This window comes from uncultured Cedecea sp. (assembly GCF_947498825.1).
Taxonomy (GTDB): Bacteria; Pseudomonadota; Gammaproteobacteria; order Enterobacterales; family Enterobacteriaceae; genus JGM124.
Map to the genome: position 1 here is coordinate 66,340 of NZ_CANMLV010000015.1, position 25,058 is coordinate 91,397.

The following is a 25,058-nucleotide window of genomic DNA, read 5'->3' on the forward strand; positions in this document are numbered from 1 at the left end:
TGAACGCATCCATTACAAAATTCTATGCCTGCTCAACGAGAAATCTTTTCTGCCTCCGGATCGTTCACCTTGGTTTTAGTGAATGTTTCTTTTATCTGTCCCAGGAGCTGTTTACGGAAATCGCCCATCCTGGGTTTATCATCTTCAAGCCAGGGTAACGGACGGCACAATTCCATCGTTTTAATGCCAAGGCGAGCGGTTAATAGTCCGACGCCCAACCCCTGAGCCGCACGGGTTGAAAGACGTGCTGTAATATCCTGAGACATAATATCCATTCCGGCATCAGTCACAAACTCACTGGCACCCGCAACCGCAATATTCACAAGCACCATACGAAACAGGCGAATACGGCTGAAATAACCGAGTTCAATGCCATACAGTGACGCAATACGATTAATCAGACGGATATTACGCCAGGCAATAAACGCCATATCCACCAGCGCCAGCGGGCTGACAGCAATCATCACCGCGGATGCGGCGGCGGAACGACTAATTTCCCGGCGCGCTTGTTCGTCAAGTACCGGCTGAACCCACTGGGCGTATAGTGTCACAACTTCCCGATCATTATGGGTTTCATGCAGAGCGCTCTGCCAGCGTTGCAAAGCCGGATGCCCCTGATCCAGACCCGCCTGCTGCGCCAGTTTCTCACAAAACTGACGCCCTTTTCCTATCCCTTGGCTGGCAAGCAATTCATGAGCTTCGTCTCTTTCATCCGCTCTTTGACGTAAACGCCATAGTCGTCGCCACTCACTCACCACTGAGCCCACCCCGGCCACAATAATCAGGCCGCCCGCGGCTCCCGCACTCAGTGCAATCCAGTCCTGAGTTTCCCAGGCTCGATACAGCCAAAGACCGCCCTGGCCGATAACACTCAGGCCAAATAATACCAAGCCACAAACAACCAGGCGTCGCCAGAGACTCCGTTTTGGCCGTAGGGCATTAATGACGATGTCTTCACTTCTCTGCTCATCGATGTCTGCCTGCAGTTGTTCAGCAGTAAAACATTCTGACTCCTGTTCACTAAATGTGCGGGCTGTTTTTCCGCTGGCCTGTGGCTCGTCATGCGGAGTCACAGGAAAATCGATACGCGGTTTAATAGGCTGACTCATCGCAACTTATCTCCGATTAAAAATTCCAGTGCAGAATCCAGGCGGATATGCGGTAAGGGGCTATCCAGTGCCATGGACTGAGGACGAAAGGTTTCAAACTGGAATTGTTGAGCTTGCCAGAAATCGGCCCCCGGCAAACGGGGGGGAACATCGCCCGGATAAACGGTTAATGGCATACCATCAGAAAGCCGCTCGCCACGTAACGCAGGGAGCTTCTCTCCATCGACGGTAACGATACCACTTTGTGTCGCCTGCACCGAAGCAAGCCCCATACAATCCATACTGATCCCTTCAAAAGCCGCATGTTGTCGCGCTTCCTGGACTAACTGCTGAAGCAGTGAAACCAAGTTACCATGCTGATCTGCCGTCACATGGTCGGCCTTGGTGGCGGCAAACAGTAATTTATCGATAACCGGTGAAAACAGACGGCGGAACAGGGTTCGCTGGCCATAATGGAAACTTTGCATCAACTGGCTTAACGCAAGCCGCATATCATTGAATGCCTGAGGACCACTGTTAAGCGGTTGCAGGCAGTCCACCAGGACAATTTGCCGATCAAAACGGACAAAATGATCTTTATAGAAGCCTTTAACCACCTTGTCGCAGTAGTAATTAAAACGGGCATTTAACATGCCAAAATTCGTGTTTTTATCCGCCTGGACCAGTTTCGCTTCGCCAGACTGGTCGATATCAGGCCAGGGAAAAAATTGCAGCACTGGCGCACCGGCTAAATCGCCGGGTAAAACAAAACGGCCGGGCTGAATAAAGTGCAAGCCTTCATTTTTGCAGATATGGAGATAATCCGTCCAGGCTTCGGCGATTAATGCCAGTTGCCCCTCGTCTGCTGGCGCAAAGGGGTCTAGTTTTGCACAACGTGAACGCCATTCGGCACTCCATTCCGCCCGGTCGCCCTTGATCATATCCGTCATCTGTCGTGACCAGCTCAAGTAATCCTGTGCCAGCATCGGTAAATCGAGCAGCCACTCACCGGGATAATCGACGATTTCCAGATACAGCGTTGATGTATCTTTGATATGACGCAACACGCTGTTGGCAGAACGGTAACGTATTGCCAGCCGCATTTCACTTACACCCCGAGTGGCTGTCGGCCAGGACGGTGGAGAGCCATAGAGTTGCGCCAATCCTTGATCATAGGTAAAACGCTGTAATCCAAAGTCTCGCTGAGCAACACGTTTGACTCCAAGCAAACGCCCTTCCCGCGCCGCATTGAATAACGGTAAACGAGCGCCGGTATGGGTATTTAGTAGCTGATTAACCAGCGAAGTAATAAAAGCCGTTTTACCGCTACGGCTTAATCCCGTCACGGCCAGGCGTAAATGCCGGTCAACACCACGATTAACCCATGCGCTGAGTTCATTTTTGATTCGGTTCATCGCCATCCTGGTTTTGTCAGAAATTCAAGCGTCAGATTATTAATTGTAATCAAAGCCGTGTCAGGCAACCATGAGATTATTAAGGAGAGAAAATTGAAAAGCAGCAACACGCCAACCCGGTTTTGACGTGCTGTTTGGGATATATTCAAAGTTTACGAAAATTACTGCGTAATGTGTAAGTATCCGATGTCACATAACGTTCCATCGCTCTCAGTCTTTTCTCCCCGGCAGCCAGTTCTCTGTCCATTGCGCTTAATAGCTCACGGGCAGTGGGTTGATGCTTTTGTCGCTGACGGTTCGCAGGCATCGGGTCGAGTAAAAAGGTCAGCGCTATGTATCCCACTATCACAAAAAATGCGAACCCGAGAAAAAACGCCAGAACAGTAATCAGTCGTACCAGTTTCACCGGAACATCAAAATACTGCGCGATGCCAGCACAGACTCCTTTAATTTTTCCCTGTTCCGGGATACGCCATAACTTTCGGCACTGCACGCATGTTCTCATCAATTGTTCCTCCAGCCAGTATGCTCAGTATCAAGGATCTGCTCCAGGGACTGAATACGCTCGCGCATTTTCCGTGACTCGTCGGTCAGCTGTGCCAGTTTTTGTCGTTCAGCGGAAGAAAGCTGACTTCCAGAAGAGCGATTGTTGTAGTGTAACCAGAGCCAAAGAGGAGCAATAAAAAGCAAAAATATGGTCAGTGGTATCGCAAGAAAAAGCGCGCTCATAAGTACTCCTTACTTGTCAGTCTGACGGTGATGCGCATCTCCGCCAGACTAAAAAACTGCATAATTAGTCGCGTTCGGCATTCATTTTAGCTTTCAGCGCAGCAATTTGGGCACTAATTTCATCATCCGCCTTCAGTTCAGCAAACTGGGTGTCCAGTGAAGTCGGTTTACCAAAGCGCTGGCTTTCGGCTTCCGATTCCATCTGGTCAATGCGACGTTCAAATGATTCGAAACGCGCCATCGCCTGGTCGAGCTTGCCATTATCTAAGTGGCGACGCACGTCGCGGGAAGACGAAGCGGCCTGGTGGCGTAAGTTCAAGGCTTGCTGACGAGCACGTGTTTCAGTGAGTTTATTCTCAAGCTCACCAATTTCCAGCTTCATTCGCATCAGAGTTTCATCAACATGACTGACTTCCTGCTCAAGCACTGCAATTAAATCTGTCAGTTTCTGCTTTTCTATCAGGGCAGCACGCGCCAAGTCTTCTTTATCTTTACGTAATGCCAGTTCGGCTTTGTCTTGCCACTCAAGCTGCTGTGTCTCCGCTTGTTCTACCCGGCGTACCAGTTGTTTCTTTTCAGCCAGGGCTTTAGCGGATGTGGAACGCACTTCAACTAGCGTATCTTCCATTTCCTGAATCATCAGGCGAACCAGTTTCTGCGGATCTTCAGCTTTTTCCAGCAAATTATTGATGTTGGCATTCACAATATCAGCAAAGCGAGAAAAAATACCCATGGTGTTATCTCCTTAATCTTTTCTGTCTGTCATGTGTTCACTGAGAACCGTATAACACAGATAAAGCAAACCCCGTGCCAACTTTGCATTTCAATGATTTTAAACAATAATTTAAATTTGACCCTTCTCAGGAAACTGATACAGTAGGTTAATATCACTAACTATTGGTTAATTTAACTATGCAACAGGCAAAAGATAACTTAATAGGCGAAGCGAATAGCTTCCTGGAAGTTCTGGAGCAAGTTTCCGAGCTTGCGCCACTTAACAAACCTGTGCTGGTGATAGGTGAGCGCGGCACCGGTAAAGAATTGATTGCCAGTCGTCTCCACTTTTTATCTTCTCGATGGCAGGGACCTTTTATCTCGCTGAACTGTGCCGCGCTAAACGAAAACCTGCTGGATAGCGAGTTGTTCGGCCATGAAGCAGGGGCTTTTACCGGCGCACAAAAACGCCATCAGGGTCGTTTTGAGCGCGCTGAGGGCGGTACTCTTTTTCTTGATGAACTGGCCACGGCCCCAATGCTGGTCCAGGAAAAACTATTACGTGTCGTTGAATATGGTGAGCTTGAGCGGGTCGGGGGCAGTCAGCCGCTACAGATTAATGTTCGCTTAGTCTGTGCGACCAACGCAGACCTTCCCCTTCTGGCTCAACAAGGAAAATTTCGCGCGGACTTACTCGACAGGCTGGCATTCGATGTGGTGATGCTGCCCTCGTTAAAAGAACGACAATCGGATATCTTGTTACTGGCAGAGCATTTTGCCATTCAAATGTGTCGTGAGCTCAATCTGCCCTTCTTTCCAGGTTTCAGTGAAGAGGCCAGCCAGATCCTGTTACAGCACGCCTGGCCTGGAAATATTCGTGAATTAAAAAATGTGGTGGAACGTTCTGTCTATCGCCACGGCAACAGCGAAGAAGTGCTGGATCGAATTATTCTCGACCCGTTCGCCAGTGTGGCCTCACGTCTGCGTCCTTTGTTTCCTGAACCAGCATCAAACACACAGCAAACTTCTATTCCAGCACTGCCAGTGGACTTGCGACAGTTTCAGCATCAGCAAGAACTGACGCTATTGAAACAAAGTTTACAGCAGGCCTCGTTTAATCAACGTCGTGCCGCTGAATTATTGGGGATCACCTATCATCAGTTACGGGCAATGATGAAAAAGCACCAGCTGTAGATAAAAAAACAGCATTTTTAAATCGATATGCACGATTCTGTGGCTTCGTTAACAGGAATTTTGGGAACCCTGCCAGAGTAAGATATAATCCGGCCCATCACCTGATAAAATATAAGCCTTTATGCGTGCCATACTGTCCTCTCTGTTAGTGAGTTTATGCTGTCTGCACGGTTCAGTCCACGCGGCTGTGCCTGATGAAAAAACGGCTGATATCCGCAATAGCGGATTTATTTACTGTGTGAGTGGTCAGGTTAATACCTTTAATCCTCAGATGGCCAGTACCGGAGTGACAGTAGATACCCTGGCACCGCAACTCTATGATCGTTTACTGGATGTTGATCCTTATACCTATCGTCTGGAGCCTGAGTTGGCGGAGCGCTGGGAAGTGCTGGATAATGGGGCGACTTACCGTTTTCATCTCCGCCCTCAGGTTGAGTTTCAGAAAACCCCTTGGTTCACCCCTACCCGACCATTAAATGCTGATGATGTCGTTTTCACGTTTCAGCGCATTTTTGATCGCAATAATCCCTGGCATAATGTTAATGGCGGCCATTATCCCTACTTCGACAGCCTACAATTTGCCGAAAGTATCAAAAGTATTCGCAAACTCGACCAAAATACCGTTGAGTTTCGACTGAACCAACCGGATGCCTCCTTTCTGTGGCATATGGCGACACATTATGCATCAGTGATGTCTGCCGAGTATGCCGATAAGCTCACCCGAGAAGATAAAAAGGAACAGATGGATCGCCAGCCCGTGGGAACCGGTCCGTTTCTGTTAGATGAGAACCGCACCGGACAATATATTCGGCTGGCCCGTCATTCGGATTACTGGCGGGGTGAACCCTTGATGCCGCAAGTGGTGCTTGATCTCGGTTACGGTGGTACGGGACGCTTATCGAAGTTACTGACGGGTGAATGTGATGTTCTGGCCTGGCCTGCAGCCAGTCAGCTTAATATTTTACGCGACGACCCCCGTCTGCGCCTGACGCTGCGTCCAGGTATGAATATTGCCTATCTGGCTTTTAATACCAACAAGCCACCGCTTAATAATCCTGAGGTACGCCATGCGCTATCCCTGGCTATCAATAATCAGCGTCTGATGCAGTCGATTTATTACGGAACCGCTGAAACAGCAGCGTCTATTTTACCACGAGCCTCATGGGCTTATGATAATGATGCCCGGGTGACAGAATATAACCCGGCTAAAGCGCGTGAGTTACTGGCATCACTGGGCATTAAAGATCTTGAGTTGAAATTGTGGGTGCCAACCAGTTCTCAACCCTGGAACCCCAGCCCACTTAAAACAGCAGAATTGATTCAAGCTGATATGGCTCAAATTGGCGTCAAAGTCACGATTATTCCTGTCGAAGGTCGCTTTCAGGAAACACGGCTAATGGATATGAGCCATGACTTAACGCTTGCGGGCTGGTCAACTGACAGTAACGATCCGGACAGTTTTTTCCGCCCGTTGCTCAGTTGCGCCGCAATAGACTCGCAGACTAATTTATCCCACTGGTGTGACCCGCAGTTTGATGCTGTGCTACAAAAAGCGCTTTCATCTCAACAGCTCGCTTCCAGAGTTGATGCTTATCACGAAGCCCAGCAGATCCTGGCCACTGAAATGCCGGTACTGCCTTTAGCTTCGTCGTTACGCTTACAGGCCTATCGTCATGATATCAAAGGGTTGGTACTGAGTCCGTTTGGTAGCGCTTCGTTTGCCGGCGTGTCTCGTGACGGCGTCGAGGTGAAAAAATAATGATTATTTATACCTTGCGACGGTTATTGCTATTACTTGTCACATTATTTTTCCTGTCACTGGTCGGTTTCTCATTGCTGTTTTTCACCCCTCATGCACCATTGCAAGGTGTTTCACTTTGGAACGCCTGGAGCTTCTGGTTTGATGGCCTGGTACACTGGGATTTCGGGGTGTCGAGTATTACGGGTCAGTCGATTAACGATCAGCTACACGTTGTTTTCCCCGCAACGATGGAATTATGCTTGCTGTCATTCTCACTGGCATTACTGATAGGTATCCCAGTAGGTATTCTGGCGGGAGTGATGCGAAATCGCTGGCAGGACAAGTTAATCAGCGCCATGGCACTGCTTGGTTTTTCGATTCCAGTGTTCTGGCTGGCCTTACTACTGATCCTGTTTTTTTCGCTTACGCTGGGCTGGTTTCCTGTTTCCGGCCGCTTTGATTTATTGTATGAAGTTAACCCCGTGACAGGGCTTGCCCTGGTGGATGCCTGGCTTTCAGAGTCACCTTATCGGCATGAAATTATCGCAAGCGTAGGGCTTCATATGGTGTTACCAGTGGTGGCATTGGCGGTCGCTCCAACGACTGAAGTGATCCGTCTGATGCGCATCAGTACTATCGAAGTCATTGAACAAAATTATATTAAAGCAGCAGCTACTCGAGGTTTGTCACGTTTTACGGTTATTCGCCGCCATGTTTTGCATAACGCCTTGCCTCCAATTATCCCGCGTCTGGGGCTCCAATTTTCAACCATGCTCACCCTGGCAATGATAACCGAAGTGGTCTTTAACTGGCCCGGGCTTGGACGCTGGTTGATTAACGCTGTGCGCCAGCAGGATTATGCGGCCATTTCTGCCGGAGTGATGGTGACCGGATCGCTGGTTATCGTGGTGAATATTCTTTCTGATATTATCAGCGTGATGGCGAGCCCATGGAAAAATAAAAGCTAGAGCTCTCTCAGTCTTATCACGGCTAAGCCCCAAACAGGGTTTAGCCGTATCATTGTCTCCCCTTCTCTATTTTAGATAGAGACAAATATAAAATCAGAGATATCCTTTCAGAATGAATATTAATTATAATTAATATTTTAGATGGGAACATTTCTGATTAATTTATTTTTATAGAAAGTAAAAACACGCACTCAAAAAAAATAAACGTTAATTATAAATACAGAAAACCCATATCCTGTATAGTTCACGCCAAATAAAAGCAAACGCAAACTGCAGCTGTAATTATATCGTCACCAAATCAAATCAATGGGAAATATAAATCTTGTACGGACAATATATTAATAAATTAAACGACAAAGGAAAAATCGTATGTTATGTACTTCTGAAAAATTATCACAAAACCTTACTCAATATGATACTTCCGAAATAAATAACCAAAAAAAATATTCTCATAGCTCTGAGAGTCTTCCATTGTTCGAAAATATCAACAATGTGTCCAATACCACAGCCAACAAAACCAGACGTACTCCTGATATCAATAGAGAAGCATCCCCACAGGCCTGCTTGCAGAGGTTCAAGTCTTATCTAATTGGCATCGTGGTCGCAGCCGTAATCGTCGGGGGGGGTTATTGTTCTTATCTGCTAGTAAGATCGGGAGCAAATGGCCGTTCAGAGCTCCAACTTATGTCTCAGCCTCCGGAATTGACAAGCGAATATCCTTACTATGCTTCATCAGGCAGCATGTCAATGAACAACCAAGAGCCCCCCACCCCCTCTACATCGCACTCACCTTACTCTTATTATGAGGGGAAGTATGGCAGCAGTATACGAAATAAAAGATTATCACCATCCACAATCACAATACCGAACGCTGTAACAGTAAAAACAGAAAAAAACGACTCTGTCATTACAACAGAGCAATCACAGATACAACAAAGCGTTATCGGAATATCCAAATACCTAAATACAATATACCCGCATGACGATAAATGGGATTATTTTTATAATAACACTCCAAAAAGTAAGTATTATCCGATGAGTGTGTATGTTTATGACTCGATAAAAGAATTATGCAATGATGAAATTAAAAATACTCTAAATAAAGCTTATCGCACCAAACAACCAGCCAAAAGGTGTGCCTGTCTGGCACTCATGGCCATTAAGATCGATGAAGCAGCATCGTTTGATGCCAGTTCACGATATATGAATAGAAACAGGATATCATCAGCGCTTAAAGTAGAATTAGAAGTTGGAAACAGAAGAGAGCTGACAACACTTCTCCTGGCTGCCGAATATATTATTAAACATATAAATTATGCCCATTTTTACTCCGCTGCAATGAATGACCATAGAAATTACTCAATAGAAGAAATAGCAGAAAGAGAACGGAATATCATGAATTATTTCCTAACACATCATGATGACTGTAAAAAAGGCATCTCTAAGTATGGACTGTCAGATAGTATATCTATACAACCTGATGGCTCGTTAATAAGAAAAGAGTTAATGCCACCGGCTGGCATCAGCCTGTTTTCCAAAGATAAATCATCAACGGCAACATCCGTTATCAATATATCCCAATATCTGAATGTAAGATATCCGCATGAAGATAAAAAACATATTTTTTATGATACTATTCCAAAAGATAAATATTATCCTCTGGGTAAAAATCTTTATAATAATCTAGAGGAGTTTTGTAATGATGAGATTAAAAAAACCGTTAAAAAATCTTATAATACCCACAAGCCAGCCCAAAGGTGTGCTTTGCTGGCTCGCATAGTCCTTAACATCAATAGTTCAGCATATCTTGATGCTGCTGGAAGAACGATAAATAATGAACTAGGGGTATCTTCACCTGATGGATATGCAGAAGAAATTCTAGCCAGAAGGGAACTGACAACACTTCTCTTAGCAGCTGAATGCATTATTAATCATAAAGATTATGACTTTTTTTATCAGACTGCCATGGCTGATCATAAAGACTACTCAGTAGAAGAAATAATAAAAAGAGAAAGAGATATCATGAACTATTTCCCAGCGCACTACGATGACTGTAAAAAAGGCATCTCTGAATACGGACTGTCAACGAAGATATCCATACAACCTGATGGATCAATGATTTACGTATAATTTACCCGATAATTAATGATAGGGTTATATATAATTGAAAAGGTGGCCTGCGCCACCTTTTTTGTTGTAAAATGCATCTTAACCGTAATTAACAACACCAATCACTATGCGGTAAATAAGCATCAGCTTTTACAAGTCTGGCCCTGTTTTTTCGCCAGGGTTCCGAAATCATTATGCGCATCCAGCTGACTCATATTTCCAGGCGCACCATGCTGGACCGGGAATTTAGGATCCATCTGCCAGGCATTCCAGCCGCCATCATAGACCTGGCTCTGCTCCCAACCCGCTAACTGTGTCATAAACCAGGAAACACTCGCTCTCCAGCCGGTGCCGCAATAAAAGGCAACCGCGTCGGTGGGCTCAATACCCTGATTTTTCCAGAGCGCAAAGATCTCATTTGGATTACGAAGTGTGCCGTCCGGATCATAATAGTCAGACATGTCAGAAGCATCTTTACCCGCAAAGCCCCAGATTGCCCCTTCAGGTTCACCTGCGAGTGGAATGTAATCATAGCCACTGGTTTTACCGGTATACTCATCCCATGAACGGTTACTGATAAGTTTGAGCCCTCCTGCTTGTTTTTCTAAGGCTTCTTCTGGCATGGAGATATTAATATGTGGATTCGCTGGGATAGTGGTACCAAACTCTGCAATCGGCACAGGAATATTGACTGTCGTTTCAACCGGTAATTCTGCGTCAATCCAGGCATTTAAGCCGCCGTTCAGATAGCGAACATCTTCGACACCAGCCCATTTCAGTGCCCACAACACGCGTAGTGCCGCCATCTGATTAGCTGAATAAACCACAACCGGAGTGTCTTTACTGATACCACTTTTCAGTAAATTAGCTTGAATGACCTCAGGAGAAGACAGGTTCCAGAGCGGGCCATTTTCTATCCAGTCAGTATTAAAGTGATAAGCGCCTTTTATATGGGTATCGTAAGATTTTGCATCCTTAATCTCACCCCAGGACACTTCGAAAACAAGTGGCTTTTTATCGCTGGTATAACTTTCAGGTTTTTCACCCTTTAATGCTGCGTTAAGCCAGCCGGATGAAACACTCATCCAGTAATTAGAGAATTTATCCAGCGGATAATCGGAGTTTGCGTAATGAATGTAATCACTATAAGCCTGAACCTTATAGCCTTTTGCAGCAAATTCAGCGGTAACACGCTCTAAGTCATCTTGATTGGTGTCATAAAAAACCAAATTCTTATCTTTGGTGATCCCTCTACTGCTCATAAAACTATCAAATTTATTGTTTTCGATAAAATCTAACCAACCCGTGGTGAACTGCATTGCACCTTTAATATGCCCGCCTCTGTTAGCCTGGTTGCCTTTAAAACCAAAATACAGACTATCAGGACGTGTATCGATAATAACATAGTCAGGATTATCTAAATTTTTCACCAAATCATCGGTGCTAATATTTTTAACAACGGTCTGGTCACAACCTGCTAATATCGCAGCCAGAAGTGCCAGAGTTAATTTATTCATCACTTTTTCATATCCTGCTTGTAACCTAAATATTACATTGTGTGGGTTTAACAAAATAACTCACCAGCCAAACACCTGCCATGATGGCAAAAGTCGAGATCCAGCCCTGCCAGGAAAAATATGCCGTGGCCACCAGCGAATTAGTCACGGTACACCCGCCAGCCAGCGTTGCCCCTATTCCTAAAAAGGCACCGCCCACTAAACGTTTAACAGCGGTGATACCATCTGGTGGTAATGCCAGTGTAAATTCACCTCGAATTTTGGCACTGATCATTGAGCCGATTAAAATACCCGCGACAAAGACACTACCCCAGTTAAAATAGCGTTGTTGTCCGGTAACAAAATATTGAATAACGTTGGCAGAAGGAACAGAAATCCCAAACCCGAAGTTACGCCCATATGCTGCACTGACGACCCAGGCAATAATACCCAGCAGGCCAATCAGGATGGCCGTAACATTAAGTGGGATACGCTTAAACTTCCCTTCTGCCGGAGGGATGTAGCGAGGATGTTTATGCTGATATAGCAGCAGCCATGCTGTTATTAAGATTAAAATGGCAATCAGCATCCAGGGTGAAACATCGAAGGTACTGTAGAGGGTATCCATCTGGACAGGCTCGATAAACAAGGGTTCCAGCCACTTTTTCAGGCTGCCTTTTTGAGCTGCGGCCAGGGTTATCACAAAGCTAAATAAAGCCAGCCATGTGCCAATAAGTCCTTCCCCGGAACGAAACCAGGCGCCGCTGCCACAACACCCCGCAAGTACCATGCCAGCACCGAAGAGCAATCCACCTGATACCGTCGCGATAACAGGTAAATTACCCTCTGGGATCTGTAAAAAACCGAAACCCTGCAAACTATAAAAACCGATAGATTGAATCGTTATCGCAATCATTAGCGCAGTTAAAAAACGCGGATTTCGCTGATAGAGAATATTGCGAAAACCAGAGACAAAACAAAATTGCCCGGCTTGTAACAGGATGCCAAACGCGATCCCTATAATAACAGCGCTAATCATGAAATACCTATTTTATCAAAAGGTTAATAAGTACAGTATAAAGATATTCAGAATGCAGAAAGTTTCCCGAAAAAACTATAAATCACGAAATAATAAATATTAGCATTAACGCAAAGAAGTCTGTAATAGAATTTGGAATGACATGTTTACGCAGTGTTAATATTTTCGCGTGCGTAATAAAGTATTTATCACTCGGATAATTGTAGCTCATGATATTTCAATCAACACGGCAAAAAAAGAAAAATATAGCATAACCATCCGGATGTTATTGTCTGGATTCAATATCATTTTGAAAACTACTGTAAGTGACGAAATGATATTGAATTGATGTCGGCATAATGAGCAGGAGAATGGTCAATACCATGCTACCATGCGCTGCCCCCCAATATTAGACGAGTAACATCGGTTTGTTTACCTTCAAATTTCCCGCTTCGCCAGTCTGCTGCGCATTCTGATGGCTGCTGAACCCGTGCTCATTCAGATATTCATCACGAAAGCGCCCGTTAACGTTCTCAAGAAATCCGCTCTCTGTCAGCAGCTCTCTTGCATGAGAGAGTGATATAGAAGGATAATCCCCGATAGTCAGCTGCGCGCTCTTTCCGTTCCACCGGTATCGCTAAAAGAAGGTTATACTACCGATGATGGATAGTCTGACGCAAAGGCCATGGGAGTCAGGGAGGATTTCAACGTTGTCCCTTTTCTTTCCGAGAGACTTTCTTCGTTTTGCATCGGTCAGCAATGTGTACACATTAGCTCTGAATAACGTCGCGACAAGAAAACCAAAGCGAAACAGACTTAAAGCGCAAAAAGCCGGGAAACTCACGCAGCGCCTGAAAAAACAAAGAGACATGAAGCATGATAAGCAAAGTTAACGCGGTTACATATGCCCTACGATAGTGTTTATCGGGAAAAACGAACGCCCAGCACACTGCATCTGACGTGGAAGAAGTTTCATGGTGATACCACTGCAATGATTGGGCTGTATGGTTGCAGTGCGTTGTTATTACTGTGCCTGTTAGGCGGGTTTTTTGCTCCTTATCAGATAGATCAGCAATTTTTAGGCTTTCAGTTACTTCCACCTTCCTGGTCACGTTATGGAGAGATCTCTTTCTTTCTAGGTACGGATGATTTAGGTCGTGATGTTCTGAGTCGGTTATTATCCGGAGCTGCACCCACTGTGGGTGGTGCGCTGATCATCACGCTGGCGGCAACAGTGTGCGGTATTTTTCTCGGGGTAATTGCAGGTGCAACCCGGGGACTGCGCTCTGTGGTTCTGAACCATATCCTTGATACGTTGTTGTTTATTCCTTCCCTGTTACTGGCCATTATTGTGGTGGCATTTGTTGGTCCCAGTCTAAGCCACGCGATGTTTGCCGTCTGGCTGGCACTCTTACCGCGGATAGTTCGTTCAGTCTATAGTGCGGTGCATGACGAGCTGGAAAAAGAGTATGTTATTGCCGCTCGATTGGATGGTGCATCCACGCTTAACCTACTGCGTTTTGCCGTCATGCCCAATACTTCAGCCACGCTTGTCACCGAGGTCACCCGCACTTTATCTATTGCTATTCTGGATATCGCCGCTTTAGGGTTCCTTGACCTTGGTGCGCAATTTCCTTCCACTGAATGGGGGAGTATGCTGGGTGACTCGCTGGAGCTAATTTATGTTGCGCCCTGGACGGTGATGTTACCAGGTGCTGCAATTATGGTGAGTGTTCTGCTGATCAACTTGTTAGGTGATGGTCTGCGCCGTGCCATTAATGCCGGGGTACAATAATGCCGCTGCTTGATATTCGTAATCTGACGATTGAGTTTATGACCGCAGAAGGTTGGGTCAAAGCAGTCGATCGCGTAAGCATGACGCTTAATGAAGGTGAAATTCGTGGGCTGGTGGGAGAGTCAGGCTCAGGAAAAAGTCTGATAGCGAAAGCCATTTGTGGCATTACCCGCGATAATTGGCGCGCCACTGCCGATCGTATGCGCTTTGATGATATTGATTTGTTAAGGCTGTCTCCGCGCCAGCGTCGACGCTTAATGGGTTACAACGTTTCAATGATCTTCCAGGAACCCCAATCCTGTCTCGACCCTTCAGAGCGAATCGGGCGTCAGCTGATACAAAATATCCCCGGATGGACCTATAAGGGCCGGTGGTGGCGGCGTTTAGGCTGGCGGACTCGCCGCGCCATAGAACTGCTGCATCGGGTGGGGATTAAAGATCACCAGGATATCATGCGCAGTTATCCCTATGAACTGACCGAAGGCGAATGTCAGAAGGTCATGATTGCTATCGCACTGGCTAACCAGCCGCGACTATTAATTGCCGATGAACCGACCAATGCGATGGAACCGACGACACAGTCACAGATATTCCGTCTGTTGACCAGGCTTAATCAGAATAATAACACCACCATTTTACTGATAAGCCATGATTTACAAATGCTCAGCCAATGGGCCGATAAAATCAATGTGATGTATTGTGGTCAGACCGTCGAAAGCGCAACCAGCGAGGAACTGATTACCTCGCCTCATCATCCTTATACCCAAGCGCTGATTCGTGCTATTCCTGATTTTGGTAGCCCTATGCCCCACAAGAGTCGGCTGAACACTTTACCGGGCGCGATACCGGTACTGGAACAGCTACCTATAGGCTGTCGTCTGGGTCCTCGTTGTCCTTACGCACAGCGAGAGTGTATTGAAGTCCCGTGGCTTGAAGGAACAAAAAACCATTTCTATGCCTGCCATTTTCCACTGAACAGGGAAAGCAACTGATGCTGAATACCCTGCTGGAAGTTCGTAATTTAAGTAAAACGTTTCGCTATCGAAGTGGGCTGTTTAAACGCCATCACCTGGAAGCTGTGAAACCACTCAGTTTCACGTTACGTGAAAAGCAGACACTGGCTATTATTGGTGAAAATGGTTCCGGTAAATCGACCTTGGCTAAAATGCTGGCAGGGATGATTAAACCCACTAATGGCGAGATAATCATTGATGATCATGCGCTCCATTTTGGTGATTATGCCTATCGCAGCCAGCGCATACGAATGATTTTCCAGGATCCCAGTACGTCGCTGAATCCACGACAACGTATTTCGCAGATCCTCGATTTTCCTCTGCGCCTGAATACTGAGTGGCAGCAAGAGGAACGTCAGCAGCATATTCTTGAGACTTTGAGAATGGTGGGATTGCTACCTGACCATGCCAGTTACTATCCCCATATGCTGGCCCCGGGACAGAAACAACGTCTGGGCTTGGCCAGAGCCCTGATTTTACGTCCTCAAGTGATCATTGCCGATGAAGCACTGGCTTCACTGGATATGTCGATGCGCTCACAGCTGATTAACTTGATGCTTGAATTACAGGAAAAACACGGAATTTCATATATTTATGTCACGCAACACATTGGTATGATGAAGCATATCAGCGACCAAGTGATGGTGATGCATCAAGGGGAAGTCGTTGAACGAGGCAGTACCGCAGATGTTCTGGCTTCTCCCCTACATGAACTGACTAAACGACTGATAAACAGCCACTTTGGTGAAGCCCTGACGGCTGATGCCTGGCGCAAAGATCGCTAATTCTCTGGTCAGTGACCGGGGTGAGCGAGGAAAACTAACGCACCTGCGGCTTGAATTATGACGTCCCCCTAAATAATTCGAGTTGCAGGAAGGCGGTAACGCAGCGAATCCCCGGGAGCTGACTTTGGTCAGTGACCGGGGTGAGCGAGGAAAACCAACGCACCTGCAGCTTGAATTATGACGGGGGGAAAGTGGTCGGATTAACGCTTGACGCCAAGTCATGCTAGAATTGCCGCCGATTTAACGCTGGCCGGGACACCTTTTAATCCACGGGCCGCAAACAATAATGACAATTAAGGATTATCGCTATGGGTTTTCTGACCGGTAAACGCATTCTTATCACTGGCGTAGCCAGTAAACTCTCCATTGCTTATGGTATTGCTCAGGCTATGCATCGTGAAGGTGCTGAACTGGCATTTACCTATCAGAATGAAAAGCTGAAAGGTCGTGTTGAGGGTTTTGCTGCTGAACTGGGTTCAAGCCTGGTACTTCCTTGTGACGTGGCTGAAGATGAAAGCATTGAAGCATTGTTTACCGAACTGGCAAAAAGCTGGCCAAAATTTGATGGTTTTGTGCACTCTATCGGTTTTGCTCCAGCCGATCAGCTGGACGGCGATTATGTGAATGCTGTAACGCGTGAAGGCTTTAAAATTGCTCACGATATCAGTGCTTACAGTTTTGTCGCGATGGCTAAAGTCTGCCGTGAGATGTTAAATCCAGGTTCAGCCCTGCTGACACTCTCCTATTTAGGTGCAGAACGTGCAATTCCTAACTATAACGTAATGGGTCTGGCAAAAGCATCTCTGGAAGCTAACGTCCGTTATATGGCTAATGCTATGGGCCCTGAAGGCGTGCGCGTTAACGCCATCTCCGCAGGCCCTATCCGTACTTTGGCCGCTTCCGGGATCAAAGATTTCCGTAAGATGCTGGCTCACTGTGAAGCAGTTACACCTATCCGTCGTACTGTCACCACTGAAGATGTCGGTAATTCTGCTGCATTCCTGTGCTCTGACCTGTCTGCTGGTATCTCTGGTGAAGTTATTCATGTTGATGGTGGCTTTAGCATCGCAGCAATGAACGAGTTGGAATTAAAAGATTAATTTCTGATTTACGATGGGGCGTGCTTCAGCCGCCTCATCGCTTTGCGTCGTTTAATGCATCCTGCCTGTATCTTAATCTATATATCTTTCTGATATTTATTATCACCTATCATTCTTTGGTCTGTTGCCAACCTTGCGTCAGGATTAAAGCAGAATCCAAACCCAACTTTGGGTTTGATAAACTGTTGACCGAGGAAAACTCATGGAACAACGACGCTTTTCAGGTAAAAGCCAGTGGTATCATGAAACGCAGTCAAGCCAAAACCAGAATCATGTCCAGCCTTTGGTACCGGAAGCCGCCCAGGTTGATGACCGTTTTTTACTTGATCTCAAGGTGGCTGCCCCAAGTCAGGCAACTGACGGTGCGTGGCTGACCGTAGGACGGCAACTTGCCAGTATATTGCTACCAGACCAGGTAGAAACTAATCAGCTACACACACTAAGTCACTATGAGCGATTAAGTACAGCGCTGACCGTCGCCCAGGTCTTTGGCGTGCAACGGCTGTGTAACCACTATGCCGCCCGACTTGCCCCTGAGTCGAGCAGCGACTCATCTCGTGAAACCAATCGTCGCCTGACCCAAATCACTCAATTTTCTCGTCAGTTAGCCAGTCAGCCTACCAGCATCAGCGATATTTCACTGGTGCAACTTGATGAGTGTGGATTATCTGTCGAAGACATTGTCACGTTTAATCAGTTAATCGGTTTTATTGGTTTTCAGGCTCAAACCTTAGCGATACTACAGGCGCTTGCTCGACAGCCTGTACGTCAGATACCCGGTCTTACCGGACAACAAGATGCAGAAGTGGATCTATTCAGACAACAGGCGGTCCGCTGGCTTCCGAATTTGACGCCACTTGAACGCCGCTTTGCGAACACAGAACAGGTTCAGGCTCTGGAACCAGGCAAGTCCTCTCCACTGCTGAATGATTTGGTCAATATACTGGCTTTTGATACATCAACACTTCAGGCCCTGGAGCAACTGACCCATCTCCTTCAGCCAGCCACAGAGTTGCGGTCCGATGATGATTTAGTGGTTTTCATGCTGGTATCACGCATCAATGGTAGTCCTTCTTGTTTTAGTGATGCTGCTACGGCATGGCAAGGTAAACAAGGTCTGCCCGACGCGATGCGTAACGGTGAGCCTGCGCTGGTCGCCTGGAGCCATAATCATCCACGTGAGCGGGCTATCATTCAGGCTGTTAGTGTGTTGACAAGAACACCAGACAGATTTAGCTATGCAGAGCTCGCGCGACTCCTTGAACAAGGTTTTACAGAACCACAAGCGATCAGGCTTTTGCTCAGCTCTGGGCTGACAGGCTGGTTAAACAGACTAAAGATAGGTCTCGGTCGAACATCTGATGAACTAAAAACCTTACCCGTATAAGGTAATCATCACTTGCCGCAGGGTGCGGTTTCGCGTAAAACTGTCAACCGCTCTTTTGTCCACGAAAACTAAATAATATGCTTCAGGATAACCCGCTGCTCGCGCAGCTAAAACAGCAACTACATGCCAAAACTCCACGCGCCGAAGGTGTGGTGAAAGGTACCGAAAAAGGCTTTGGCTTCCTGGAGGTCGATGCTAATAAAAGTTACTTCATTCCGCCACCGCAGATGAAAAAAGTCATGCATGGTGACAGAATTAGCGCTGTTATTAATACGGATAAAGACCGCGAGACTGCTGAGCCAGAAACGCTTATAGAGCCATTTCTGTCTCGTTTTGTTGGAAGAATTCAGAAAAAAGATGACCGCTTGTCTATCGTACCGGACCATCCTCTATTAAAAGATGCGATTCCATGCCGGGCTGAACGCTCCGTGACTCATGAGTTTCAACATGGGGATTGGGCTGTGGCCGAGATGCGTCGTCATCCTCTCAAAGGTGACCGCGGATTTTATGCTGAGCTGACAGAATATATTACCTTCGCCGATGACCATCTGGCTCCATGGTGGGTGACATTGTCACGTCACCACCTGGAAAGAGTTGCGCCGGACGGGGGGGGAATAGAAATGCTGGACGAGAATCTGACACGTGAAGACCTCACCGCTCTCGATTTTGTCACCATAGACAATGCCAGCACAGAAGATATGGATGATGCGCTGTATGCTGAAGCGCTGGATGATGGTTGTCTACAATTGACTATCGCCATTGCTGACCCGACGGCGTGGATAGCCGAAGGCAGTCCACTGGACAACAGTGCCCGAGTACGCGCATTTACTAACTATTTGCCGGGCTTTAATATCCCTATGCTGCCACGTGAGCTATCAGACGATCTCTGCTCGCTACGGCCCCATGTTGTCCGCCCAGTTCTTGCCTGTCGAATGACCATCAATACCGATGGTTCGATCAGCGATGATATTCATTTCTTCACGGCTAATATCGAGTCCAAAGCCAAACTGGTTTATGACGAAGTCTCTGACTGGCTGGAAGACCAAGGCAGCTGGACCCCACCGAATGAGTCTATTGCCCGACAAATTCGTCTGTTACAACGTGTTTATCTGGCACGTAATACGTGGCGTTCACAGCACGCATTAGTATTTAAAGAACGCCCGGATTATCGTTTTATTCTCGGTGAAAATGGCGAAGTACTGGATATCATTTCAGAATCTCGCCGTGTAGCTAACCGTATTGTCGAAGAGTCGATGATTGCAGCCAATATGTGCGCCGCTATTGTTCTGCGTGAAAAGCTCGGTTTTGGAATTTATAACGTCCACACTGGATTTGATCCGGCCAATACTGAACAGTTAGCTGAAATGTTAAAAACTCACGGCATTACCGTCGACGCGCAAGACGTCCTTAGTCTTGACGGCTTCTGCAAGCTTCGCCGCGAACTGGATAATCAGCCAACAAGTTTCCTTGATAGTCGTATTCGTCGCTATCAGTCATTTGCAGAAATTAGCATTGCTCCGGGACCGCACTTTGGGCTGGGCCTGGAAGCTTATGCGACCTGGACTTCACCTATTCGCAAATATAGCGATATGGTGAATCATCGACTGTTAAAAGCGATTATCAAAGGTGAAACCCCTGCCCGCCCGGAAAGCGAAATTACGGTACAAATGACCGATCGCCGCCGTCTGAATCGTATGGCTGAGCGCGATGTTAGCGACTGGCTGTATTCCCGCTTCCTGAACAATAAAGTCGGTACCGAACACCGCTTCGCGGCTGAAATTATTGATATTAGCCGCGGTGGTATGCGTGTTCGTCTGATAGATAATGGTGCAACAGCCTTCATTCCGGCGCCATTTATTCATACCGTACGGGATGAATTGGTCTGTAGTCAGGAACAAGGCACCATTCAGATTAAAGGTGAAGTCGTTTATAAAGTATCGGATGTTATTGATGTCGCGGTTGCTGAAGTTCGCATGGAAACCCGCAGCATTATCGCCCGGCCTGTAGCCTAAGTGATTCTTGAATGTAAGTTAAGCCGGGTTTACCCGGCTTCAAATTGCTGACAAAGAAGGAAAAAACGGGGTTTTTCCTTGTTTTTATTCGACGATCCCTATTTATTCAGAGATAGTTTAAGGTTTGTCATTACTCTCAAGCCGGGTAAACCCTGCTTTTTTATCGTCTGCATCAGCTTAGATCTTGCTCTGAATCGGCAACTTATACAGACTAAAATTTATGATGCCCGGGCATAAGTTATTCATAATTAATTGTGAAAATAGCTAAAAAAAACAATTCTTAGCTTCTCTTTAGTGCTTTTATTTTGCATTATAGAGACACTCTAATCCCCATTACAGGACCTGCTATGTCAACGCTTGATCCACAACAATTAATCAAACGTATTGATACTATACTGGATATCCTGGTCGCCAAAGATTATCCTTCTGCGATAAATAACCTTGAGATCCTGAAAACTGAGTTAGTCGATATATACCGCGATGAAAACCTCAATCCTGGGGAACAAAAAAAATCGCCCTGGGAAATATAAATTTCCGTGTTCGCATAACTGGCTGGCATTCATCAGTAATTCCAGCCAGAGATTAAATCATAGATTCCGCTCTCATTTTTATGATGTGGTTATTGTCAAAATTCAATATCAGAAAAATTTTTTCATTTTATTGTTATTTGATAGACTGGATATCACGCAATATTTGAGAATACACCCCGCCAATATATACCGCGCCATATCGTATTATATTACATAATATACCCCAAATAATTCGAGTTACTTGTAGGCGCACCTCACGCATACAGCACCCAAACAACTTGGCGTATGACGGGTATAAATCAAGGAAGAATAAAATTGATCACATTCAATAGTAGTTCTGTTGTTGCTTGCTTAAAAGACACGTGGCCTGCAATAAAAAAACAATTTATAAAAGTGACGTCAATCTTAGCTCATCTCGCTAGTGTGACGGTCGATGGTACAAGTTTGAAAAGAAAACAGCCATTTTCTTGCCAGACAGAAAAACCAGCACTCTCATTTATGAACGTGTTGTCGAGAAATAAATCACAAAATCAGACAGCAAAATATCAAACATCAAGTTTATCAAACACCTCTGCGCCTGTTTTGGACGCGCTACAACACTATCAAAAGAAATTCGATGTAAAAACTGAACCTATGATACAAAATACAAAAACGCATTATCCACAAGGAAAGTCAAAACAACCCTCGGGGATTAATAAGCCGGATAATCATAAAACATTTAAATTTATGACAGAGAAAAATACAGACACCGAAAATCTGCTAAAACCGACTCGAGTGGCACCCGCTATTCCACCCATTCAGTTGATTGATGATCTTGTTAAGACTATCTCAATGACAGAAAAGTCTAAACAAGAAACGCTAGCCAGTGTAAAGCCGCGCGTGGCCTAACGTTGATACGTCAGACAATATATTGTTACCCTGGAACGTCTGACAGAACAAACCGGATAACTAAAATGATGCAGGTAAATAACAATACCTGCATCATTTCTATTCGTTTATCCGCCAGCCAGTTTAACTTTCATTCCTTTGGCCTCCAGCAAGGATTTAAGCAATTCTCGCTTATCCCCCTGAATTTCAATGATGCCGTCTTTCACCGCGCCGCCACAACCACATTTCTTTTTTAATTCTGCTGCAAGGCTGACAAGCGTTGCATCATCGGCATCAATACCGCTAATAAGACAAACACCTTTGCCTTTTCTGCCACTGGTCTGCTTTTGAATTCTTACGATACCGTCACCTTTAGGCCGTTGCACTGGAGTCTCAGACTCACGGATACGCCCTGTTTCGGTTGAATAGACCAGACGACTATCTTGACTCATAAAGCCTCCAGATTCAGCGATGCGCGAATATCACGTAATGTTTGTTCAGGATCGGTTGACTGAGTGATTGGGCGTCCAATAACCATATAATCGACACCTGCCTGTTGTGCTTGTAGCGGTGTCATGATTCGGCGCTGATCGCCGACATCACTGCCTTCAGGGCGGATCCCTGGGGTAATTAATTTAAAGCTTTGCCCCAATTCTTGTTTAAAACGTACGGCTTCCTGCGCGGAGCAAACCACCCCATCCAACCCACAATCACGGGTCAGCCCCGCCAGACGTGCAGCGTAGTCTGCAGGTTCAATATTTAACCCCAAGTCAGCGAGATCGCTGGCTTCCATACTGGTCAGAACCGTTACCGCAATCAGCAGTGGCGCATCTTTACCATAAGGTAACAATGCTTCACGAGCGGCGCTCATCATACGTTTGCCTCCGCTGGCATGGACGTTAACCATCCAAACCCCCAACTCTGCTGCTGCTGCAACTGCATGCGCAGTGGTATTAGGAATATCATGGAACTTCAAATCCAGAAATACTTCAAAACCACGTTGTTGCAGCTCACGCACTAAGCCAGGCCCCGCCAGCGTGAATAACTCTTTACCAACTTTAAGACGACAATCACGCGGATCAATCCGGTCAACAAATGCCAATGCTTTATCGCGACTATCATAATCCAGCGCAACCACAATGGGGGAATCGGTGGCAACACGGGAGGAGTAAGCAGTTGAATTCATAGCAGAGCCTTCTGACTGTTTGGCACCGATTGGCGCGGAAAGTTAAACGGCATGCATTCTACGCGTCAGCCTGAAAAATTGACAGTAGCCTTGGCGTTTAACCTCCATATTGTGAGTGAATATTCACCAAAAACAGGTAAACCGATCACGGCATATTCTTCAGTCTGGCAGGCCTCAGGGCTGCTTGCTCACTCTGTTGCTGAGGCGTGGTAATAAAAAACCATTAGTATGTTGTAACTAATGAAGACGATAAAAAAATTAACCGCAACGAGGAGTGGAACACTACTGGCCATCAAGACCTCGAATAGGTTTAACCGTTGACCATGCTCGGCAGGAGGGACAATGCCAGTAAAGGCTAAAAGCAGTGAAACCGCATTTCTGGCAGCGATAACGAGGTTTAGTCCGAATTTGCTCCCCCACCATATCGCGCAGGATCATCAGGCTCTCCTTTGCCCGGCCCTCCTCCGCTTCATGCAGGTGGTAATTCATTAACCGATGAAATCCCCGCATAGTCGGGTGGCGCTGAACTTGACGATTGATATATATCTGAGCCGTATCAGCCCCCTCTCTCTGCTCCAACACCTCTGCAAGCAGCAGCTCAGCACTGGCACCAACATTTTCTTCAACACAGCGACGCAGAAAACGTTCCCACTCTTCGACGTTATTCAGCTCTCGGTAACACGTTTGTAGCATATCAAGGGTTTCACTGACTAACTCGCTGTCTTGCTCTATCACACGGCTTAACGTTTCGGCAGCGCGGGTAAATTCCCCTTTTTCGATAAAGATACGCCCCATCATAATGGAGATTCTGGCACAGTTTTTATCCGCAGCAGCCCCTTTTTTCAACAATGCCAGGCCTTTATCAAGCGAGTCGCTCCCCATACTCAGGAGAGCCAATTCACAATAGAAGTGGGCAATTTCTGTTCGCTTTGTATCTTTACCAAACTTAACCAGTTTTTCAGCTACATCAATGGCTTTTTGCCAGTCACTGGTGGCTTGATGGATTTGCAGGAGCTGTTGTAATGCGCTGATACGATAGTCAGTTTCATCAATTAACTGACTGAACATATCTTCCGCGCGATCGTATAAACCCGCCGCCATATAATCACGCCCCAGTTGCTGGACTGCCAGCAACCGCTGATCATAATTAAGAGAGGCGCTTTCCATAAGGGTCTGGTGGATACGAATGGCCCGGTCGACTTCCCCGCGCTGGCGAAATAAGTTACCTAAAGTCAGGTGCGCTTCAACAGTACCGGTATCTTCTTTCAGCATTTCCAGAAACAGGTCGACGGCTTTGTCTTGCTGATTTGAAAGCAAAAAATTCACACCGGTAACATAATCACGCGACAGACGGCTGGCCTCTTGTTGCTTATCTTGCTGTGCGCTTCGACGCCCCATATACCAGCCATAAGCAGCTGCAACAGGTAACAACAAAAACAACAGTTCCAACATAGCGGTTTATTCCTTCACAGCCGGCGTACTCGTTGTATCAGATAAAGATACAACCTGCTGTTCAAGGCGTTTAACTTTCCGCTCAGACCGTGCCAGAGATAAACGAACGCGCAGCCAGAACAGACTGCAAATCAACCAGCCGAGGATAAACCCGGCAGCAAACAGCGTTGCCAGCAGTGTCGAGACACGATACTCGCCCTGCACTACCAGAAAATTGAAATTAACGACCTGATCGTTTTGCGCCCCCAGCGTAATTGAAATCACAAAGATGGCGAGCACTAGTAAGAAAATAAGTAAATACTTCACATGACGTCCCGTTGTGTGTGAAAGGTACACCATATACCCGGATGCGACCCGATGATAGCACCGACAAGGTCATATCACGAAATCCATTACCTGAGACAGGTTTTTTAAATGGGGGTTAAAAAGAGAAGATCAACCCATCTCTCAGATGTCCGG

23 protein-coding genes and 1 pseudogene are annotated in these 25,058 nt (G+C 46.3%); 12 read left to right on the plus strand and 12 right to left on the minus strand.

Features of this window, described 5'->3' with window-relative positions; translation table 11 throughout:
* Positions 1-32: 32 nt before the first annotated feature.
* The 5 genes from Q1A40_RS15540 to pspA all read right to left on the minus strand — a co-directional run bounded on the left by Q1A40_RS15540 (position 33) and on the right by pspA (position 3,965).
* Positions 33-1,109, minus strand: a complete 1,077-nt coding sequence (locus tag Q1A40_RS15540; protein ID WP_300001611.1) for a YcjF family protein — start codon at positions 1,107-1,109, stop codon at positions 33-35.
* Positions 1,106-2,503 (minus strand): YcjX family protein, encoded by a 1,398-nt coding sequence (locus Q1A40_RS15545; RefSeq protein WP_300001612.1) that lies wholly within the window; start codon positions 2,501-2,503, stop codon positions 1,106-1,108. Before Q1A40_RS15545 ends, Q1A40_RS15540 begins: the two co-directional genes overlap by 4 nt.
* A 145-nt stretch (positions 2,504-2,648) precedes the next feature.
* The gene (pspC, locus tag Q1A40_RS15550) at positions 2,649-3,008 is read right to left on the minus strand and encodes an envelope stress response membrane protein PspC (RefSeq protein ID WP_300001614.1); all 360 of its coding nucleotides are present in this window, start codon (positions 3,006-3,008) and stop codon (positions 2,649-2,651) included.
* The gene (pspB, locus tag Q1A40_RS15555; protein ID WP_300001616.1) at positions 3,008-3,232 is read right to left on the minus strand and encodes an envelope stress response membrane protein PspB; all 225 of its coding nucleotides are present in this window, start codon (positions 3,230-3,232) and stop codon (positions 3,008-3,010) included. Before pspB ends, pspC begins: the two co-directional genes overlap by 1 nt.
* Before the next feature lie 64 nt (positions 3,233-3,296).
* Positions 3,297-3,965 (minus strand): phage shock protein PspA, encoded by a 669-nt coding sequence (gene pspA, locus Q1A40_RS15560; RefSeq protein ID WP_300001618.1) that lies wholly within the window; start codon positions 3,963-3,965, stop codon positions 3,297-3,299.
* A gap of 179 nt (positions 3,966-4,144) precedes the next feature.
* On the opposite strand from pspA, the gene pspF reads away from it, so the two are divergent.
* The 4 genes from pspF (at position 4,145) to Q1A40_RS15580 (ending at position 9,979) form a co-directional block, all read left to right on the plus strand.
* Positions 4,145-5,140, plus strand: a complete 996-nt coding sequence (pspF, locus tag Q1A40_RS15565; protein WP_300001621.1) for a phage shock protein operon transcriptional activator — start codon at positions 4,145-4,147, stop codon at positions 5,138-5,140.
* 121 nt (positions 5,141-5,261) lie between these two features.
* Positions 5,262-6,899, plus strand: coding sequence for an ABC transporter substrate-binding protein SapA (sapA, locus tag Q1A40_RS15570; protein WP_300001624.1), 1,638 nt, complete (start codon positions 5,262-5,264; stop codon positions 6,897-6,899).
* The gene (gene sapB, locus Q1A40_RS15575; RefSeq protein WP_300001626.1) at positions 6,899-7,849 is read left to right on the plus strand and encodes a putrescine export ABC transporter permease SapB; all 951 of its coding nucleotides are present in this window, start codon (positions 6,899-6,901) and stop codon (positions 7,847-7,849) included. Before sapA ends, sapB begins: the two co-directional genes overlap by 1 nt.
* 369 nt (positions 7,850-8,218) lie before the next feature.
* Complete coding sequence (locus Q1A40_RS15580; protein ID WP_300001629.1) at positions 8,219-9,979, plus strand: hypothetical protein; 1,761 nt, start codon at positions 8,219-8,221, stop codon at positions 9,977-9,979.
* A 122-nt stretch (positions 9,980-10,101) separates the two neighbouring features.
* Here Q1A40_RS15580 and Q1A40_RS15585 read toward each other — a convergent pair whose 3' ends face one another.
* From Q1A40_RS15585 to Q1A40_RS15595, 3 genes and pseudogenes are all read right to left on the minus strand, one after another.
* Positions 10,102-11,475, minus strand: a complete 1,374-nt coding sequence (locus Q1A40_RS15585; protein ID WP_300001632.1) for a rhodanese-like domain-containing protein — start codon at positions 11,473-11,475, stop codon at positions 10,102-10,104.
* 25 nt (positions 11,476-11,500) lie between these two features.
* The gene (locus tag Q1A40_RS15590; protein WP_300001634.1) at positions 11,501-12,493 is read right to left on the minus strand and encodes a YeeE/YedE family protein; all 993 of its coding nucleotides are present in this window, start codon (positions 12,491-12,493) and stop codon (positions 11,501-11,503) included.
* 538 nt (positions 12,494-13,031) lie between these two features.
* Positions 13,032-13,232: pseudogene (locus Q1A40_RS15595) on the minus strand (Arm DNA-binding domain-containing protein); the annotation flags it as partial.
* A 144-nt stretch (positions 13,233-13,376) separates the two neighbouring features.
* On the opposite strand from Q1A40_RS15595, the gene sapC reads away from it, so the two are divergent.
* The 8 genes from sapC (at position 13,377) to Q1A40_RS15635 (ending at position 21,982) form a co-directional block, all read left to right on the plus strand.
* Positions 13,377-14,267 carry a putrescine export ABC transporter permease SapC gene (gene sapC / locus Q1A40_RS15600; protein WP_300001637.1) on the plus strand — a complete coding sequence of 297 codons (891 nt, stop codon included), beginning with the start codon at positions 13,377-13,379 and terminating at the stop codon, positions 14,265-14,267.
* Entirely contained in the window at positions 14,267-15,259 is a 993-nt protein-coding gene (gene sapD, locus Q1A40_RS15605; RefSeq protein WP_300001639.1) for a putrescine export ABC transporter ATP-binding protein SapD, read from the plus strand. Before sapC ends, sapD begins: the two co-directional genes overlap by 1 nt.
* Positions 15,259-16,065 carry a putrescine export ABC transporter ATP-binding protein SapF gene (gene sapF / locus Q1A40_RS15610; RefSeq protein WP_300001642.1) on the plus strand — a complete coding sequence of 269 codons (807 nt, stop codon included), beginning with the start codon at positions 15,259-15,261 and terminating at the stop codon, positions 16,063-16,065. The genes sapD and sapF overlap by 1 nt, the downstream gene beginning before the upstream one ends.
* Before the next feature lie 308 nt (positions 16,066-16,373).
* Positions 16,374-17,165, plus strand: a complete 792-nt coding sequence (gene fabI, locus Q1A40_RS15615; RefSeq protein WP_300001644.1) for an enoyl-ACP reductase FabI — start codon at positions 16,374-16,376, stop codon at positions 17,163-17,165.
* A 202-nt stretch (positions 17,166-17,367) separates the two neighbouring features.
* Positions 17,368-18,552: a CMD domain-containing protein gene (locus Q1A40_RS15620; RefSeq protein ID WP_300001646.1), complete on the plus strand. Its 1,185-nt coding sequence runs from the start codon at positions 17,368-17,370 to the stop codon at positions 18,550-18,552.
* Positions 18,553-18,629: 77 nt separating this feature from the next.
* The gene (locus Q1A40_RS15625) at positions 18,630-20,564 is read left to right on the plus strand and encodes an exoribonuclease II (RefSeq protein WP_300001649.1); all 1,935 of its coding nucleotides are present in this window, start codon (positions 18,630-18,632) and stop codon (positions 20,562-20,564) included.
* A 347-nt stretch (positions 20,565-20,911) separates the two neighbouring features.
* Positions 20,912-21,094, plus strand: a complete 183-nt coding sequence (locus tag Q1A40_RS15630) for a hypothetical protein (protein ID WP_300001652.1) — start codon at positions 20,912-20,914, stop codon at positions 21,092-21,094.
* 315 nt (positions 21,095-21,409) lie between these two features.
* Positions 21,410-21,982, plus strand: a complete 573-nt coding sequence (locus tag Q1A40_RS15635) for a hypothetical protein (RefSeq protein WP_300001656.1) — start codon at positions 21,410-21,412, stop codon at positions 21,980-21,982.
* Positions 21,983-22,089: 107 nt separating this feature from the next.
* Here the strand turns inward: Q1A40_RS15635 and yciH are convergent, their stop codons facing one another.
* From yciH to Q1A40_RS15655, 4 genes are all read right to left on the minus strand, one after another.
* Entirely contained in the window at positions 22,090-22,413 is a 324-nt protein-coding gene (gene yciH / locus Q1A40_RS15640) for a stress response translation initiation inhibitor YciH (protein WP_300001659.1), read from the minus strand.
* Positions 22,410-23,147, minus strand: coding sequence for an orotidine-5'-phosphate decarboxylase (pyrF, locus tag Q1A40_RS15645; RefSeq protein WP_300001662.1), 738 nt, complete (start codon positions 23,145-23,147; stop codon positions 22,410-22,412). Before pyrF ends, yciH begins: the two co-directional genes overlap by 4 nt.
* A 282-nt stretch (positions 23,148-23,429) precedes the next feature.
* Complete coding sequence (lapB, locus tag Q1A40_RS15650; protein WP_300001665.1) at positions 23,430-24,599, minus strand: lipopolysaccharide assembly protein LapB; 1,170 nt, start codon at positions 24,597-24,599, stop codon at positions 23,430-23,432.
* Positions 24,600-24,605: 6 nt separating this feature from the next.
* Positions 24,606-24,905 (minus strand): LapA family protein, encoded by a 300-nt coding sequence (locus Q1A40_RS15655; protein ID WP_300001667.1) that lies wholly within the window; start codon positions 24,903-24,905, stop codon positions 24,606-24,608.
* Between the last annotated feature and the right edge of the window lie 153 nt (positions 24,906-25,058).

What these genes read in the sequence shown, in the direction of transcription:
- Q1A40_RS15540 (WP_300001611.1), bottom strand. Translation starts at nt 1,109, where the DNA reads ATGAGTCAGCCTATTAAACCGCGTATCGATTTTCCTGTGACTCCGCAT.
- Q1A40_RS15545 (WP_300001612.1), bottom strand. Translation starts at nt 2,503, where the DNA reads ATGAACCGAATCAAAAATGAACTCAGCGCATGGGTTAATCGTGGTGTT.
- pspC (WP_300001614.1), bottom strand. Translation starts at nt 3,008, where the DNA reads ATGAGAACATGCGTGCAGTGCCGAAAGTTATGGCGTATCCCGGAACAG.
- pspB (WP_300001616.1), bottom strand. Translation starts at nt 3,232, where the DNA reads ATGAGCGCGCTTTTTCTTGCGATACCACTGACCATATTTTTGCTTTTT.
- pspA (WP_300001618.1), bottom strand. Translation starts at nt 3,965, where the DNA reads ATGGGTATTTTTTCTCGCTTTGCTGATATTGTGAATGCCAACATCAAT.
- pspF (WP_300001621.1), top strand. Translation starts at nt 4,145, where the DNA reads ATGCAACAGGCAAAAGATAACTTAATAGGCGAAGCGAATAGCTTCCTG.
- sapA (WP_300001624.1), top strand. Translation starts at nt 5,262, where the DNA reads ATGCGTGCCATACTGTCCTCTCTGTTAGTGAGTTTATGCTGTCTGCAC.
- sapB (WP_300001626.1), top strand. Translation starts at nt 6,899, where the DNA reads ATGATTATTTATACCTTGCGACGGTTATTGCTATTACTTGTCACATTA.
- Q1A40_RS15580 (WP_300001629.1), top strand. Translation starts at nt 8,219, where the DNA reads ATGTTATGTACTTCTGAAAAATTATCACAAAACCTTACTCAATATGAT.
- Q1A40_RS15585 (WP_300001632.1), bottom strand. Translation starts at nt 11,475, where the DNA reads ATGAATAAATTAACTCTGGCACTTCTGGCTGCGATATTAGCAGGTTGT.
- Q1A40_RS15590 (WP_300001634.1), bottom strand. Translation starts at nt 12,493, where the DNA reads ATGATTAGCGCTGTTATTATAGGGATCGCGTTTGGCATCCTGTTACAA.
- sapC (WP_300001637.1), top strand. Translation starts at nt 13,377, where the DNA reads ATGCCCTACGATAGTGTTTATCGGGAAAAACGAACGCCCAGCACACTG.
- sapD (WP_300001639.1), top strand. Translation starts at nt 14,267, where the DNA reads ATGCCGCTGCTTGATATTCGTAATCTGACGATTGAGTTTATGACCGCA.
- sapF (WP_300001642.1), top strand. Translation starts at nt 15,259, where the DNA reads ATGCTGAATACCCTGCTGGAAGTTCGTAATTTAAGTAAAACGTTTCGC.
- fabI (WP_300001644.1), top strand. Translation starts at nt 16,374, where the DNA reads ATGGGTTTTCTGACCGGTAAACGCATTCTTATCACTGGCGTAGCCAGT.
- Q1A40_RS15620 (WP_300001646.1), top strand. Translation starts at nt 17,368, where the DNA reads ATGGAACAACGACGCTTTTCAGGTAAAAGCCAGTGGTATCATGAAACG.
- Q1A40_RS15625 (WP_300001649.1), top strand. Translation starts at nt 18,630, where the DNA reads ATGCTTCAGGATAACCCGCTGCTCGCGCAGCTAAAACAGCAACTACAT.
- Q1A40_RS15630 (WP_300001652.1), top strand. Translation starts at nt 20,912, where the DNA reads ATGTCAACGCTTGATCCACAACAATTAATCAAACGTATTGATACTATA.
- yciH (WP_300001659.1), bottom strand. Translation starts at nt 22,413, where the DNA reads ATGAGTCAAGATAGTCGTCTGGTCTATTCAACCGAAACAGGGCGTATC.
- pyrF (WP_300001662.1), bottom strand. Translation starts at nt 23,147, where the DNA reads ATGAATTCAACTGCTTACTCCTCCCGTGTTGCCACCGATTCCCCCATT.
- lapB (WP_300001665.1), bottom strand. Translation starts at nt 24,599, where the DNA reads ATGTTGGAACTGTTGTTTTTGTTGTTACCTGTTGCAGCTGCTTATGGC.